The 13,844-nt window shown below is 58.8% G+C and carries 12 protein-coding genes and 5 pseudogenes; 13 read left to right on the forward strand and 4 right to left on the reverse strand.

The features are described from left to right. Genes XI08_RS08885 through XI08_RS08895 form a run of 3 tightly spaced genes read left to right on the forward strand, consistent with a single transcriptional unit; the run spans window position 1 to window position 2,265 of the window. Window positions 1-1,062 (forward strand): PilN domain-containing protein, encoded by a 1,062-nt coding sequence (locus XI08_RS08885; RefSeq protein ID WP_246740484.1) that lies wholly within the window; start codon window positions 1-3, stop codon window positions 1,060-1,062. Further along, the gene (gspM, locus tag XI08_RS08890; RefSeq protein WP_271574125.1) at window positions 1,059-1,622 is read left to right on the forward strand and encodes a type II secretion system protein GspM; all 564 of its coding nucleotides are present in this window, start codon (window positions 1,059-1,061) and stop codon (window positions 1,620-1,622) included. The genes XI08_RS08885 and gspM overlap by 4 nt, the downstream gene beginning before the upstream one ends. A gap of 13 nt (window positions 1,623-1,635) precedes the next feature. Then, the gene (locus XI08_RS08895) at window positions 1,636-2,265 is read left to right on the forward strand and encodes a general secretion pathway protein GspN (RefSeq protein ID WP_271574126.1); all 630 of its coding nucleotides are present in this window, start codon (window positions 1,636-1,638) and stop codon (window positions 2,263-2,265) included. A gap of 416 nt (window positions 2,266-2,681) precedes the next feature. On the opposite strand, the gene XI08_RS08900 is transcribed toward XI08_RS08895, so the two are convergent. Continuing rightward, entirely contained in the window at window positions 2,682-3,167 is a 486-nt protein-coding gene (locus XI08_RS08900) for a prepilin peptidase (RefSeq protein ID WP_161533271.1), read from the reverse strand. 1,386 nt (window positions 3,168-4,553) lie between these two features. Here XI08_RS08900 and XI08_RS08905 point away from each other — a divergent pair. Genes XI08_RS08905 through XI08_RS08915 form a run of 3 tightly spaced genes read left to right on the forward strand, consistent with a single transcriptional unit; the run spans window position 4,554 to window position 7,586 of the window. Further along, a complete protein-coding gene (locus XI08_RS08905) occupies window positions 4,554-5,831 on the forward strand; it encodes a M20/M25/M40 family metallo-hydrolase (RefSeq protein WP_271574127.1) in 1,278 nt (425 codons plus the stop codon). A 30-nt stretch (window positions 5,832-5,861) separates the two neighbouring features. Next, window positions 5,862-7,046: a PepSY domain-containing protein gene (locus XI08_RS08910; protein WP_271574128.1), complete on the forward strand. Its 1,185-nt coding sequence runs from the start codon at window positions 5,862-5,864 to the stop codon at window positions 7,044-7,046. A gap of 6 nt (window positions 7,047-7,052) precedes the next feature. Continuing rightward, on the forward strand, window positions 7,053-7,586 hold the full coding sequence (locus XI08_RS08915; protein ID WP_271574129.1) for a M4 family metallopeptidase: 534 nt from the start codon (window positions 7,053-7,055) through the stop codon (window positions 7,584-7,586). Window positions 7,587-7,752: 166 nt separating this feature from the next. Here XI08_RS08915 and XI08_RS46185 read toward each other — a convergent pair. Then, window positions 7,753-8,014, reverse strand: a pseudogene (locus tag XI08_RS46185) (transposase domain-containing protein); the annotation flags it as partial. Between the two features lie 221 nt (window positions 8,015-8,235). On the opposite strand from XI08_RS46185, the gene XI08_RS46190 reads away from it, so the two are divergent. Next, window positions 8,236-8,520: a transposase gene (locus XI08_RS46190; RefSeq protein ID WP_442869548.1), complete on the forward strand. Its 285-nt coding sequence runs from the start codon at window positions 8,236-8,238 to the stop codon at window positions 8,518-8,520. 29 nt (window positions 8,521-8,549) lie between these two features. Here XI08_RS46190 and XI08_RS45960 read toward each other — a convergent pair whose 3' ends face one another. Both XI08_RS45960 and XI08_RS08920 read right to left on the reverse strand, forming a co-directional pair. Continuing rightward, entirely contained in the window at window positions 8,550-8,873 is a 324-nt protein-coding gene (locus XI08_RS45960; RefSeq protein ID WP_333927152.1) for a site-specific integrase, read from the reverse strand. Continuing rightward, a complete protein-coding gene (locus XI08_RS08920; protein ID WP_271574130.1) occupies window positions 8,870-9,217 on the reverse strand; it encodes a hypothetical protein in 348 nt (115 codons plus the stop codon). The genes XI08_RS45960 and XI08_RS08920 overlap by 4 nt, the downstream gene beginning before the upstream one ends. Before the next feature lie 340 nt (window positions 9,218-9,557). Between XI08_RS08920 and XI08_RS08925 the strand changes: the two genes are divergently transcribed. From XI08_RS08925 to XI08_RS08945, 6 genes and pseudogenes are all read left to right on the forward strand, one after another. Beyond that, entirely contained in the window at window positions 9,558-10,439 is an 882-nt protein-coding gene (locus XI08_RS08925; protein WP_271574131.1) for a tyrosine-type recombinase/integrase, read from the forward strand. Between the two features lie 11 nt (window positions 10,440-10,450). Next, entirely contained in the window at window positions 10,451-11,656 is a 1,206-nt protein-coding gene (locus XI08_RS08930) for an IS91 family transposase (protein ID WP_271574132.1), read from the forward strand. A gap of 379 nt (window positions 11,657-12,035) precedes the next feature. Next, window positions 12,036-12,230, forward strand: a pseudogene (gene tnpB, locus XI08_RS46195) (IS66 family insertion sequence element accessory protein TnpB); the annotation flags it as partial. A 168-nt stretch (window positions 12,231-12,398) separates the two neighbouring features. Then, a pseudogene (locus XI08_RS08935) lies at window positions 12,399-12,658 on the forward strand (IS21 family transposase); the annotation flags it as partial. Between the two features lie 370 nt (window positions 12,659-13,028). Continuing rightward, window positions 13,029-13,187: pseudogene (locus XI08_RS08940) on the forward strand (ISNCY family transposase); the annotation flags it as partial. A gap of 88 nt (window positions 13,188-13,275) precedes the next feature. Then, window positions 13,276-13,844: pseudogene (locus XI08_RS08945) on the forward strand (IS21 family transposase); the annotation flags it as partial.

Genomic DNA, 13,844 nt, shown 5'->3' on the forward strand with positions numbered 1-13,844 from the left:
ATGGCAAGTGACATCGAAACGGCGCTTAACGCGTGGTGTGCCGCGGTGGCTAGCGCTCTTGAAGCGATCGCGAACCGTGTCCACCGGCGCCGGCGGGTAAGCGCTTGGCACAACGGAGCGGACGGGCTGACGCTACAGCTGCTGCAGCACTCCGCACGCAAGCTGCGGCCAGAGAATGCCCAAGTTCGGCTGGCCGGCGACCATACCCTGCCAAGCAACTGGATTGGGGTACTGCGCGGGTGCGTAATGGACATTTACCTCGCCCCAAACCAAGTTCTGGTTCGGCAGCTCGACTTTCCAAAGCAGGCAGAACCATTTCTAAATGGAATGATCCGTTCACAGATCGATCGACTAACGCCCTGGAGTGCCGAACAGGCGCTCTTTGGTTTTAGTGAGCCTCAGTCGGCACCCAAGGAACGCATCGGCCTCATTTTAGCGGCGGTGTCGCGTGCCACGGTAGAGCCGCTGGTCCAGTTCGCGGATCATGTCGGAGCTGCCACAGTCGCGATCCATACTCACAGCGAGTTGTCCTTGCAACCGATTACGCTTTTCAGCGCAGGTCTTCGTTCGGCAATCTCCGGTCGCCGAGACCTCGCGAAACTCCTGAAGTTTTTTCTGCTCGGCGCTGGGACTGCGACTGCATTGGTGCTGATAATAACCATGGTGCTCAGCACCAAAGCAGACGGAGCATTGCAAGAACTGCGCAGCACGATCGCGCGTCAGCGGGCAGCAGTCAAGAGCGATCCGAGCGACGCTGCATCAACTGCCGACGCGCTGCTCGCTCGGCGTAAGCAGACTACGCCAGCGACGGTGGTGGTTCTGGATCATCTTTCGAGCATCCTGCCCGATGGTACCTATGTCACCAAACTGCGTGTCGAGGGCGATCGGCTGCAACTGGTTGGTCTGACTCAGGACGCCCCGACGCTGATCCAGCTGATCGAGCAGTCGCCGCAGTTCAGCCGAGCCGCATTTTTCGCGCCGACAACCAGATCATCAAACGAGCCCGGCGAGCGGTTTCACATCGAGGTTCATGTGAATGCCTATTTCAGGGGAAGCACATGAGGGGATCCGCTCTCTTTCAGGTGGCATTTCGGTCATCACCTGCCGCAGCCGCGTCAGGCTATGGTATCGTAGTTCTCGCTTTCCTCTGGGTAATCGCAAGCGCCATCACCGATCTACTTGCGCGATACGACCAGCTCCACGACGCTGGAGAGCTATTGGCTCAGTTCGAGGGACGAGCGGTTCGGCCAGATCGCCGCGGCGAGCCTAATCTGACCGGGCCTGGCGGCTCGGCCTTTCTCGAAGGAAAGACTGTGACCCTTGCAGGCGCTGCACTGGTGCAAAGGGTGGTGGGCGCCGTGACAAAAACTGGGGGCAACGTTCTGTCGACCGAGGTCGAACTGCAGGGTAACCATTCGAAAGCAGGCTTCATTAGTGTAGTGACGAGTTGCGAGATCGAACAACCAGCCTTACAGCAACTGCTCTATGATCTGGAAGCCGGTCTTCCATTCCTCTTTGTGGAGCAACTCTTGGTCGAGACGTTCTTGACCGTCACGACCACCCCGCCAGGAAAGCTGCGCATTTCGCTGACGGTATCGGGCCAATGGCAGGAACGCAAATGATGCGTCCTATCAAATGATCCGGTTGGCCGCCGTCGTATTAGCCATAACAAACCTGTCGGTCTGCGCGGCCATAGCGGCTGTGAAAAGCGAGGAAGTGACGGACACTCGTTCGATAGGGCAGCGGGAGGGTGGTGCAGGAGTCGACAAGCCTGAGCCCTCGCTATTGACCGTCAATTCGGTGCCGGCGCCGAAAGAGGCCGCATCCAGTGCCAATCCCTTGTGGGGGATTCCGTTGACCCGGCTATCCGCTACCCGCGATCGTCCCATCTTCTCGCCCTCACGACGGGCGCTGGTTCTTCCCGTGTCGACGCCCATTGCCGCTGTGCCCGTGCCTCCGCTGTCCTCCAAGAGACCGGAGAAGCCGGCGCTCTCGCTGGTTGGAACCGTTGTAGGAGGGCTCGAGAGCTTCGGGATCTTCATCGATCAGTCCAGCAAGTTGTCGCTTCGGATGAGGGTCGGCGAACAGCATGATGGCTGGGTCCTACGCGAGGTGCGTGCTCGCGAGGTGATGTTGGAAAACCCCTCCAAGAAGGCGATCATGTCTATGCCCCAGCCTGGAAAAGGAAGTGAGGGAGAGATCCAGCTATCACCCTTGAACTCGACGGCCGCCGAACAGGAGCTGGGACCTCGACAACTGCAGTAGTGGTCCGATCCAACATCCGGTCCTCCCAAACAACGCCTGTGTTCCGTCTTATTGTCAATCTACGAAGTCGCGGAATGAATGCGTGTTGCCTTTGCACGCTTCTCCGCTGCATGGATTCAATGCCCGAGCGCCCAGCGATTTCGATTCGCCTGTGCCGTGACGACGTTCTCGATCAGATTTCCGGTAAGCGTGCTAATTCGTCAAGGTCCAGGAGCTAGTCGTGAGCATGTTGTTGCTCGGGATCTCTAAAACACCTTCAGAATGCCGCAATCGCCGTTGACATCAATTTTCGTCATTATGTGACCTCTCTTGCGCCAGAGCGGTTGTAGGCGAGGCAGCACGGCGCGTTGTTGTCGCGCCGTGAATGTCCGACGTATTCTGCCTGGCGGGAAAAAACCATCCAATAAATTGATAGTTTAGAAAGGGATACTTGCAAAACTTGTCTGCACAGCAAGCACGACGAGTAGGCCAACGACCAGAAATGGTCCGAACGGGATCGACGTTCGTGCGGTGACGCCTTGCCCGACAACATGGAGACAGAGTACGACGAACAGCGCCGCGACGCTTGCGGCAAGCAACAGAATCGGCAAGTCGAATAGTCCAGTCCAAAGCGTAGCGGCGGCCAGGAACTTGACGTCACCAAGGCCGAGCCCTTGTATGCTGCGCCAACGGAAGTAGAGTACTCTCAGCAGCAGGAGCAGGGCAGCGATTATCAGGCCTTGGCTGCCCGCGATCAGTGGACCAAGAGCCCCCTCCATTGCAAACGTCCTCGCAAGTCCCAGCGCTGCGATCAAGCCGTTGATCCAATCAGGGATGATGCCATGGCGGAGATCGGTCCAGATCAGCCAGCCACACGCGAACAGCAGCAGCGCGTAGCAAATAGTGTTAGTCAAGTCTGTCATGAAGGGGGCGGCATGACGACACGGAGCGGCGGCTCACAATGCGAGCGGGGCTGGCCACCAAGATCGACCGCGGCGATCCAGCTTCCGAGCACCGGGGTGGCCAGACGGTGCGCGTTGCCACCTGAACTCGGTTCGGCAAATGAGAATGTAATTGCGATGCACATAGGCACGCTACGAGCTTAGCCGGGCCGCAACCGGCATGCAATGACTGAGGCGGGACACTGCTTGCACCGGTCGCCTACGGTCAAAGGCTGGGTGACGGTACCCCGCGCACAGCAGCGGCGTGGGAATGCGTAGTCGTCATTCGCCTCGGAGGGTGACCGGCGGTTTCGTCACACACAAACCAGCTAACCGCAGGTCGGCATCCCTGGTTTGACCGAACAAGGGCAGTCCCGACGAGGATTCGGTATCAGCGACACATTCACTCGACCGCTCTGCAGATCCTGGGCCGCGGCGGAAAGGAATAGTTTCGTCTCGATTGAGTCCCCCTCGACAACGACGGCGATCCAGGCCATCGGCAGTGCCGCATTACAATTTTCATACTCCTCCCCGCAAGCGGCACGTCCGGAGAATGTAGCGCTGGCAGCCCCATCTGCGGGGATCATCTATTGATCGCACGCGCATTTGCAACGAGGTCTTGGCTAGGTCTCGAGTGGATCCCCCTGCCACAAGCGGAATATGCCGCAGTGAGAATATGATCCGCGTCGCTACGGCAACGCTGGCAGCCGTCCGAGTTCGACTAGGTTTTTGATTAGGCCTGCTCTCATGCGAGCGGTCCTGTTTCAATTAGTAGCAGCAATTCGGGCGGCTGAGCAGGACAAGGCCTCTCACAACTGCCCGCCCGGCCATTACAAAGCGCTCGCCGGCGTTCAGTTGCTGCTGGCGCAACCCGCCGTGAGCGCGGCTCGTTCTGAACGATCCAACACGAGCACAAAGCTGGCTACTTGCGGGACCTTGAGAATGGCGCCAAGGCTAGCTTGGTTCTCCATTTCAACAGAACTTGATGGCGCGGATCCCCATGGCCGGGCTGCCGGTCCTGCAACTCGGTGCGCTCAGCGGCACCGATTGCACAGTATCTGAATAGTCGCAATTTCGTCGCTAACGCTGCAACGAATGTCGGTCACTAGCCGTGCCGATTGTCAGGTTAGCCCAATATCGAGCTTCGACGCACCCAGATGCTACGAAGCACGCGTAATGTTGGAATTTCGATTTGGCACGCCGCTTGCTCTGTTCGCACGACCACAGCAATTCTCGCAAAGGACATCAACCTCAAGCGGACCGGCCGCGAGTCATCGCTGGACGACTGGTTGTCCGGCAGCCGCCGCAAACCGTGCGTAGCGCGGTTGCGTCATCGGCATGCTCATGCGTCGGCGAAAAGGAGTAGGCATGAAAAGAATGAGTTGCTCGAAGACAATTCTAACTGCTTTAGCCATGTTGCTGGTGGGCAGTCCCTGTACTTATGCACAATCCTCAAGGCTTTGGGTTGTCACTGGCGACAATGCGGCAGCTGCCGCGCAGCGGTCTCTTGCGAGCCGCCAATCAGTTGCTGACGATCTCGTTGCTCCCACGTTTCAAGTGATCAACGGCATGTCCGTTGCTGACATCGCTGAGAAAGACTTAGACAGGTTTTCTAATTGGATGCGCAGCGCATGCCCACGCTGCGGCGGCTTCACTGTTCACGCGTCGCGCGAGGCAGCCCTCAAGGAGGTGGACAACCCAGCTTACAAGCCCGGATTTCGCTACTTAGCTTCCCTTCCGGAGACGCTTGATCAGCAGAGTATCGTGAGCCGAGCCCTTGATCGGGTTAAGGGCGATAAGATCCTCAGCACGATCACAATGCTCCAAGGTTTCGGGACGCGACACTTCGAAACGTCCAAAGGGCAAGAAGCGGCTGAGTTTGTTCGTAGAGAATGGGAGAGCATGGGACAGGAGCGTCCAGACTTCACAGTCGCGCTATTTTCGCACGGCTGGGTTCAGAACTCGGTTATCGGAACAATCCGAGGCGCGTCCCTGCCGGATGAAATAGTGGTGATTGGCGCGCATATCGACTCAATTAATAAGAATAAAGAGAACCCCAAAGAGAACGCGCCTGGTGCTGACGACGACGCATCCGGAGTCGCGGTCGTCACAGAGGCGCTTCGTGTGCTGATGGAAACGGGATTCAAACCGCAGCGGACCATTAAGTTTATGGCCTACTCGGCAGAAGAGGTAGGGCTCCGAGGTTCCGCAGAAATCGCGGACAGATACAGCAAAGAAGGGCAAAAGGTAATTGCGGCCTTGCAGCTTGACATGACCGGCTTCAATGCCGACCGGTCCCCCCGGGACATCTACCTGGTGAACGATGATTACACCAGCCCCGAACTAAATGGTTTTCTCACTAAGCTCCTAAAGGAATACAACCATTCTGGTGCTCATGCGATCACGCACGGTGAAACTAAGGGCTGCTACGCATGCTCTGATCATGCCTCGTGGACGAGAAATGGCATCCGCGCAGCCTGGCCTTTCGAGGCTCCGCTCGAAGGTATCAATCCATACATTCACACTTCGGAGGACGTGGTCTCCAAGTTGGATGCAACAAAAGCCGCGCGCTTCGCCAAGCTTGCAATTGAGTTTGTGATCGAAACAGCAAAAGGCGTCGATGGTCGTGAGAGCTATCGCAACTGATGAAGGGGGAGATGACAATGAATATGCAGGTTGAGCCAGATCGCAGCAATTACGTTCGCTACTTTCAGCGCAGCGAAGCGATTAATCGAGCTTGAGGACAGTGTCATGCGTCATAACCGTATCCACGCACTGGCGTGCTTTGTATTGAGTGCCTCGCTAGGGTCAGCTACCGCCGCCGAGATTCGTGAGGTGAACAAGGTTGTACCTCAAACCGGTCCCCTAGGTGAAATAGCTCAAGGAAGATCACCTGAGGCCTCCGTTGCCGGATTACTCGAACTCGATACTTCTTCGTCGCTTAAGGCGCTGCCTAACCGTTCCGGCGCCACCCTCCGCCTTGAGCAGCAGCACAACGGAATTCCCGTGTGGGGCCCGCAGATCGTTGCCGAGAGATCTGCTGATGGCACGAGAATTGTTGCCTTAAGCGGAACTGCCGCCTACGATCTAGGTCCGGCCCTGACCGCCAAGATCACCAAACAGCAGGCGCTTCAAAAAGCTAAGGAGATTGTGCTCTCCTCTGCTCCTACGCTTCGCGGGAGCAGCTACAAAAATGAAGAGGCCGATCTCGTGTATCTCGTTCAAAAGAATGGCGAGGTCCGGCTTGTGTACCGCACGTCGTTCTTTACAACTGTCCGGGACGGAACAGCAGCTCCACGCCCGACACGTCCTGTGTTGTTTATCGACGCTATCACAGGCGAAACGGTGAGTTCCTATGAAAACCTACAACACGCCCAAAAAGGAACGGGGCCTGGCGGAAATGCCAAGACTGGCCAATACACCTATGGAAGCGAAACCGTTCCGCCCTTCGAAGTGAACGAGCAGGGCAGCATCTGTCAAATGGATAGCCCAGATGTTTTCACCGAGCACATGAACTTCTCTGACGAAGGTACGAACGAGCCTTTTGCGTTTAGGTGTTACAACAACGCAGGGGATGATATCAATGGCGCGTTCTCACCGCTCAATGATGCCCAATTTTTCGGGAAGGTTGTTGTGGACATGTATAGGGACTGGTACGGCGTCAGTCCTTTGAAGCAGAAACTGCATTTGCGCGTACACTACTCCAAGAATAAGGACGGCGCATTTTGGAGTGGCAGCTCAGTGACGCTTGGCGATGGGAAAACGATGTTCTATCCTCTCGTGAGCTTGGATGTTGTTGCCCATGAAGTGTCGCATGGTTTCACAGAGCAGAATTCGAACCTCGAATATCAGTACCAGTAAGGTGGAATGAATGAGTCGTTTTCCGACATGGCAGGAGAGGCTGCCGAGTCCTATTACTTCCAGAAGTATGGCGATACATTCGGAAGATCGGGGCCTGACTTGACCGTGGGGGCGGATGTTACCCAAAAAGCTGGCACGTCCTTGCGATATATGTGCGACCCGCCACAGGATGGCGTGTCTATAGACCACGTCTCCAAATACTACGATGGACTGGAGGTTCACTATTCTAGTGGAATTTATAACAAGGTGTTTTGTATCCTATCGAAACGCTCTGGTTGGGATATCAGGAAGGCATTCCACACGTTTGTTGTCGCGAATCAAGACTACTGGACGTTGAACGCCACGTTTCAAAATGGTGCCGAAGGGGTGCTCCGCGCAGCGGATAAGCTGAAGTATCAAACCAAAGATATCGTCTTTGCATTTGATCAAGTAGGGATTAGTTGCGCGATGGCTGCATCCCAGGCCGCCGGGAAGTTGCTTGAAGACAAACCACATTGGGCCTGTGTCTCTGGCCGGGCCGCTGCCGGCTCGGTAAACTGATGGCGTATGGCTTCCCAGGCCCGGACCAGATCTCGTTCGGGCCCGAGGGATCTCCAGCGCATTGATTGGGGAAGAATCAGCGCCATGCAGCAAAAACTCCAGCGCTCCTTTCGGGTGCCGCGTGGAGTTGTCGTAGAGAGTGCGCGCTTCCAGGATGAGAAGCCTGTCATGACGGTTCGGGCGTCCGGAAATGTCGGCCTATGTCCATCGTGCGGGGTACGTCGTCCGCGCTTATGCGGCGTGAGCGACGTTCTGAGGTCGACAATTCCCAGGACATGCGCTTGGCGCGATGATCCGGCAGGCGGGCCAGCACGTCGGCGAGCCTAGCCTGTGGATAGATCTCGTGGAGCTTGGCCGTGCGATCAAGGTATAGATCGCAGCCGCATGCCCTCATCGGAGCCGGCGAAGGTTCAATTTCTTGGGCCCACGGAGGCGGCCTGTAGCTCGGGGTGGGCGCTCCGGGCAGGCCGGGCAGGACCGCCTTGTGCGGTTTGAAGGAGGATGAAGACATAGGCGCATGACTGACGACTGACCAGATGCCTATTTCGAAGGTTTCCCGACTTGAAGTCGTCTCGACAGGCGCTCGACGCCGTTGGACATTGGAAGAAAAGCAGCGGATCGTCAGCAGAGCTATGGCGGGCGACGTCTGGTGTCGGTTACGGCACGACGTAACGGGCTGTCGACAAGTCAATTGTTCACGTGGCGCCGGTTGGCGCGCGAAGGCAAGTTGAGCGGGGATGCCGCGCCGGTGCTTTTTCCGGTTGAGATCACGCCTGCGGCGGCTCCGATCTCGAGTGGCGCGCCACAACCGGGGTCTTCACCGCCTGCGCAATGTGCAAGGGCCGGCATTATCGAGATCGAGCTTGGCGGCGGCGCGAGCGCGTTGACCGGGGCGTGGACACGGAGGCGCTGCAGCGGGCTCTTGAGCTTCTGAGACGGCGATGATCCCGATCCCGAGCGGCGTCAGGGTCTGGATCGCCCGGGCACACCGACATGCGCGGGTACGACGCGGGCCAGATCCTGCTCGTGGTGGCCAGCCCAATGCAGAAAGCGGAGAAACGTTCGAATGTAAGAGGTCGCCGCCGTGCGAGTGGCGGAGGTCGCCGAGAGCGACAGCCGATACTCGACGGCGGCAAGGACATGCTCCGCCGTCAACGTCTCGAGGTCTTGGCCGGGGTGGCGACGGCGGAGCCAATCCAGAAAGCGCCGCGCGCCCAAGAGAATGCCATCGCGGGACCTTGGCTCAAGGCCTCGTACCCTGCTTAGATAGTCCGAAAAGAAGCTCAAAGCGGAGCGTCCGGATCATCGACTACACTGGGCGCCGAAGCAATGAATCGTTCGGGCGCCACTCGCCGCGCGTGTTGAAGCGCGGACACTGCCGCAATCCGCGGAGAGTCCGTGGTGAACGAGTGTAGATAGCAATCGACGATAGCTTCGCCGATCGGCCCCGAACCGCAGTGTGCTGCAGCAAAATGGCTGAACCGCGCAATCCGGCTCAGATAGAGTTTAGCGGATGTTTGCTTGTAACCGAGCGAGAAAAAGTGCCCCGCGATGCGATCCATCTCGGCGCCGAGCGCTCCGTTACGAAGGCGCTTGAGCACCCCGCGATACGAAAAATAGAACTCGAGCATTGTGCCCCTTTGGCGTTGCGGCGCAGGGGGATCCCGCGTCCGCGCAAGAGGCACGAAAATATTATGTGGCGGAGGAATCCAGGCCTGGCCCGCCCTGGCTGGCGTTAGGGCGTCTCCGCCACATAATCGCGTCCGACACATAAGAACGGTTGGACGAACCCGCTCCGCGGGAGGGTATCCGCGTTGAGTGCGGCGTATCCCCCTTGAAGCCAGCCCGTGTCTCTGACTAACCGGGCACCACCCGCACAGCGACGTAATCCACCCGATTTCATCAGCGCTTGCCCCTGACAAGATGGTGTTGCTGCCCGCGCGCAGCGTTCCTCTTGTCAAGGAGTTCGCTATGACCTCGCTTCGGTTACGCATGATGGAAGATATGCAGGTCCGCAACCTGTCGCGACACACGCAGGATTCGTATTTGCTGCAGGTTTCGCATTTCGCTCGGCATTTCGCTAAATCGCCGGCTTTGCTCGGCCCGGAGGATATCCACGCCTACCAGGTCTATTTGACGAACGAGAAGAAGCTGGCGCCGCGCTCGGTGCAAGTGACCGTCGCAGCGCTTCGATTTCTCTACCGCGTCACGCTCGGCCTCGATTGGGATTTCGACCGGATCATTCCGTGCCCAAAGGCGCCAAAGACACTGGCCGTCATTCTCAGCCCCGAGGAGGTGCTGCACTTCCTTGGCTGCATCGAGAGCTTCAAACACCAGGCGATCCTGACGACATGCTATGCCGCCGGCCTACGTATTTCCGAGGCGACCCGGCTGAAGCCTGAGGCTATCGATCGCCAGCGCATGGTGCTGCGCGTCGAGCAGGGCAAGGGACAGAAAGACCGCTACGTCATGCTGTCGGCCAGGTTGCTGGAGGTGCTGACGGACTATTGGCGCGCCGTGCGACCAACCGGAACATGGATGTTTCCCGGTGCCGTTGCTGGAGAACCGATATCGACAAGCGCCGTGGATGCCACCTGCCGCCAGGCACATCGGATGTCGAAACTCTCCAAGCCGGTAACACCTCATTCCCTGCGGCACGCATTTGCGGTGCACCTGCTCGAAGCTGGAACCGATCTCCGCACTATCCAGCTCCTGCTCGGCCATCGCAGCCTGTCAACGACCGCCCAATATCTGCGGATCGCCACCAACAAGGTTTGCGCAGCGACGAGCCCGCTTGAACTGCTGCCGCGTCCGATCCCCAAGGCTTCCTCGCCACCACCCGAACATTTCTGACGGCCAGTCTCATGGCCCGCTCAGGTCCGGAGGTCGCGGTTATATTCCGTCGCTACGGTGCTGCCTGGCGAGAGCAGCACTGGGCCTCGCTATCGACCGAACGACGCGCAGCTATGACTGCCGTCGAGCGCTGCCGAACTTCAGCGCTCGGAGGCCATGTCGAACAGTGCGACCGCTGCGGTGAACGACGGATCGCTTACAACAGCTGCCGTTCCCGCAGTTGCCCCAAGTGCCAGTGGCTCGCCCGAGCGGAATGGATCGAGGCTCGGCGGGAGGAGCTTCTCGATACGCAGTATTTCCACGTCGTCTTCACCGTTCCCGACGAGATCGCCGCGATTGCCTTCCAGCATGCCAGCACGGTCTACAAGATCCTGTTCCACGCGGCCGCCGAGACGTTGCGCACCATCGCTGCCGATCGGCGACACCTCGGCGCGGAGATCGGGTTTTTCGCGGTGCTTCACACCTGGGGGCAGAATCTTAGCCATCATCCCCACCTCCACTGCGTCGTGCCCGGCGGCGGGCTTTCGCCGGACGGGAGCCGCTGGATCGCGTGCCGTCCCGGCTTCTTCCTACCAGTCGCCGTGCTCTCCCGACTCTTCCGGCGATTATTTCTCGAAGGCCTGCAAAGGGCATTCGAGGCCGGTGAGTTGCGATTCTTTTCGTCATTGGAACGGCTGCGCGATCTCGTTGCATTCCGGCGCTATCTGGATCCCGCCCGCCAGGTCAACTGGGTGGTATATGCCAAGCCACCCTTCGCGGGCGCTGAGCAGGTTCTGGAATATGTCGGACGCTACACACACCGGGTGGCGATCGCCAACAACCGGATCGTCGATATCGAGGATGGCAAGGTACGCTTCCGGTGGAAGGACTATCGCAACGAGAACCGGCAAAAGGTGATGACGCTCGACGCCGCGGAGTTCATCCGGCGTTTCCTCGTCCATGTCTTGCCCGAGGGATTTCAGCGCATCCGTTATTACGGTTTCATGGGCAACCGCTACCGCAAGCAGAAGCTCGCCCGCTGCCGCGAACTCCTCGGAATGCAGCACTCCGATACTCCGGTGAATCCGAAGGAAGGGCACGATTATCGCGACAAGGTCGAGGAGCTGACCGGGGTTTCCCTGCGGGAATGTCCCTTTTGCCGTCAAGGGCAGATGGTGTGCATCGAGGTGCTCGCGCCGGTTGCGTCACAAGACCCACCGTTTCTGGACACTTCATGACGGTCGGGATTTTTCAATCATTGATCATCGTTCGTTCTATCTGCCAAGGTAGACAGCAGGCATCCTATTGTCACGCCTCCGGCATCGAGCGCTCCAGGCGCGGGCGTCGCCGGTCTTTTCGACCGGGAGACCATATCTTGATTAGAATGTTTCACCATCCAGACCGCATCCAGCATGTCCCCGAAGCCTCAGCGACGGCACTGTACGTGGGGATGCGGCATCCAATTTCCATAGCGGCACCGGCGCGCTAGGCGGCTTCGTCCAACACGTTTTTAGATTACCGGCGCACTCACACCGACGCACTTTGAAGCTTCGGTGCCGGGCCGCCAATCTAAAAACGCTCTCTATTATGTTGCGCGCAACATAACCGTATGCTGGCGATCTCTACATCTTCCGGGGGCGCCGCGGCGACCTGGTCAAGATCCTCTGGCATGTCGGGCTGGGCATGTCGCTCTACGCCAAGCGCCTGGATCGCGGCAAGTTCATATGGCCTTCGGCGTCGGACGGGGCGGTATCGATCTCAGCAGCTCAGATGGCCTATATGCTGGGATCGACTGGCGGAATCCGCAACTGAGCTGGCGACCGCGGAGCGCGGGCTGATCCAGGAAAATCTGCGCCTGCCGGCATTTTAGGGAGTCCCAACGCCTCCAATCTGTGATTCACATGCGTCGCATGGATGCCGACCGCGACGCTGTTCCGGATGACAGTGCCGCGCTGAAGAAGGCGCTGGCAGTCGAGGGGACGTGACACGCTGAAGCGGTTTATGCGCGCGGGTCTGGCATGGCACCCGTCCCGGAAGCGATAAGCGACGCCGGGCTGGAGCAACTGCTGTACGGGGTGCCTGGCGTGAAGCCGGGTCGCCGCAAGGTGGCCGAGCCTGACTGGTCCGTTGTTGCCCGCGAGCTCAAGCGCAAGCATGTGACCTTACAGGTGCTGCGGGAAGAGTACATTGCGGACCATCCGGACGGGTACCGATACAGCCGTTTCTGTGACTTGTTCCGCAACGGCCATGCCGGTAAGGCCGGCGATGCCTTCACGAGCCTCGCCGGCGGGTAAGTAAGTGGAGTGTGGGGTGTGTCAGCATTTTCTTCCCTTATAGTGGGAATAGTCCGAGCCTCTGATGTTGGTGTGTATGATCGGCTCGCGCTTGGGGGACGCAGGCGTTGCAACTCGATCGAGCCCCTTCTCGAGGATCGATTTGGCACTTGGGTAGTTGCGAGCCTGGATCTCAATCGCACGCAGCGCGGCCGCCTCGAGTGGGCGGCGGCGATCAAGGTGAGACCTCGCATTGCCTCGCCCTAATTGTTACCGGACGCTGAGCCGTTGCCTCACGTAAATTGCTCCCTTGGATCGGGAACGAGCGGGGGCGAAGATGGGATGGCTAAGCATGGCAACGCGGAAGGAACTGACGGCAGCAGCAGGCGCGCGCTATCGGCGTTCGGATCGCGCGAAGAAGGCGCGGATATTGGACGAGTTCGTCGACATCACCGGATACCATCGCAAGCATGCGATCCCCGTGGGTCGGTCAAAATCCCCCGGGTATGGTCACTTGAAACTCCCCCACCTGATGATCGCCGTCAGCGCCACTGAACAGCAGTAGCCGGTCAGGCAGGACGTTTATGTTCGACCCCTTTAGCCAGCAAGGGGCCGGGGAGTTGAACGTCTTGAAGCGACATCTGCAAAGCACCGTACTTACATTACTTGATCGCAACACCAGCCAGCGCGAGATTCACCGGCTGACGGGTGTCGATCGCAAGACGATCCGGCGTTATCAGGCGCTGCGGGCTGGTGCGGAGGCAAATTCCCCCGGGGAAGTGACCACCGGCACGGTGAGCGCGGACGACCAAATTCCCCCACCCCGACCACCGGCTTTTGGAGTGTCGGAAGCGACAGCCGCCTGCAGCCTGGCCCGCTCGGCCTGCGAACCGCATCGGGCATGGATCGAAGAACAGGTCCGCCTGAAGCGGAATGCGCAGGCGATTTACCAGGACCTGGTCGATCGATTTGGCTTTCCGTCCAGCTATCAGAGCGTCAAGCGGTTTGTGCGCACGTTGCGACACAGCGATCCCGAGCAGTTTGATCGACTTGAGTTCCTGCCTGGCGAGGAGGCCCAGGTCGACTATGGCGAGGGCGCGCCGACGGTTGATCCGAAGAGCGGGCGGTACCGTCGTCCCCGCCTGTTCGTGAT

The organism is Bradyrhizobium sp. CCBAU 11361 (genome assembly GCF_028128935.1).
GTDB lineage: Bacteria > Pseudomonadota > Alphaproteobacteria > Rhizobiales > Xanthobacteraceae > Bradyrhizobium > Bradyrhizobium niftali.

What these genes read in the sequence shown, in the direction of transcription:
- XI08_RS08920 (WP_271574130.1), bottom strand. Translation starts at nt 9,217, where the DNA reads ATGCTCGAGTTCTATTTTTCGTATCGCGGGGTGCTCAAGCGCCTTCGT.
- XI08_RS08930 (WP_271574132.1), top strand. Translation starts at nt 10,451, where the DNA reads ATGGCCCGCTCAGGTCCGGAGGTCGCGGTTATATTCCGTCGCTACGGT.
- XI08_RS08915 (WP_271574129.1), top strand. Translation starts at nt 7,053, where the DNA reads ATGAATGAGTCGTTTTCCGACATGGCAGGAGAGGCTGCCGAGTCCTAT.
- XI08_RS08900 (WP_161533271.1), bottom strand. Translation starts at nt 3,167, where the DNA reads ATGACAGACTTGACTAACACTATTTGCTACGCGCTGCTGCTGTTCGCG.
- XI08_RS08925 (WP_271574131.1), top strand. Translation starts at nt 9,558, where the DNA reads ATGACCTCGCTTCGGTTACGCATGATGGAAGATATGCAGGTCCGCAAC.
- XI08_RS08885 (WP_246740484.1), top strand. Translation starts at nt 1, where the DNA reads ATGGCAAGTGACATCGAAACGGCGCTTAACGCGTGGTGTGCCGCGGTG.
- gspM (WP_271574125.1), top strand. Translation starts at nt 1,059, where the DNA reads ATGAGGGGATCCGCTCTCTTTCAGGTGGCATTTCGGTCATCACCTGCC.
- XI08_RS08895 (WP_271574126.1), top strand. Translation starts at nt 1,636, where the DNA reads ATGATCCGGTTGGCCGCCGTCGTATTAGCCATAACAAACCTGTCGGTC.
- XI08_RS08905 (WP_271574127.1), top strand. Translation starts at nt 4,554, where the DNA reads ATGAAAAGAATGAGTTGCTCGAAGACAATTCTAACTGCTTTAGCCATG.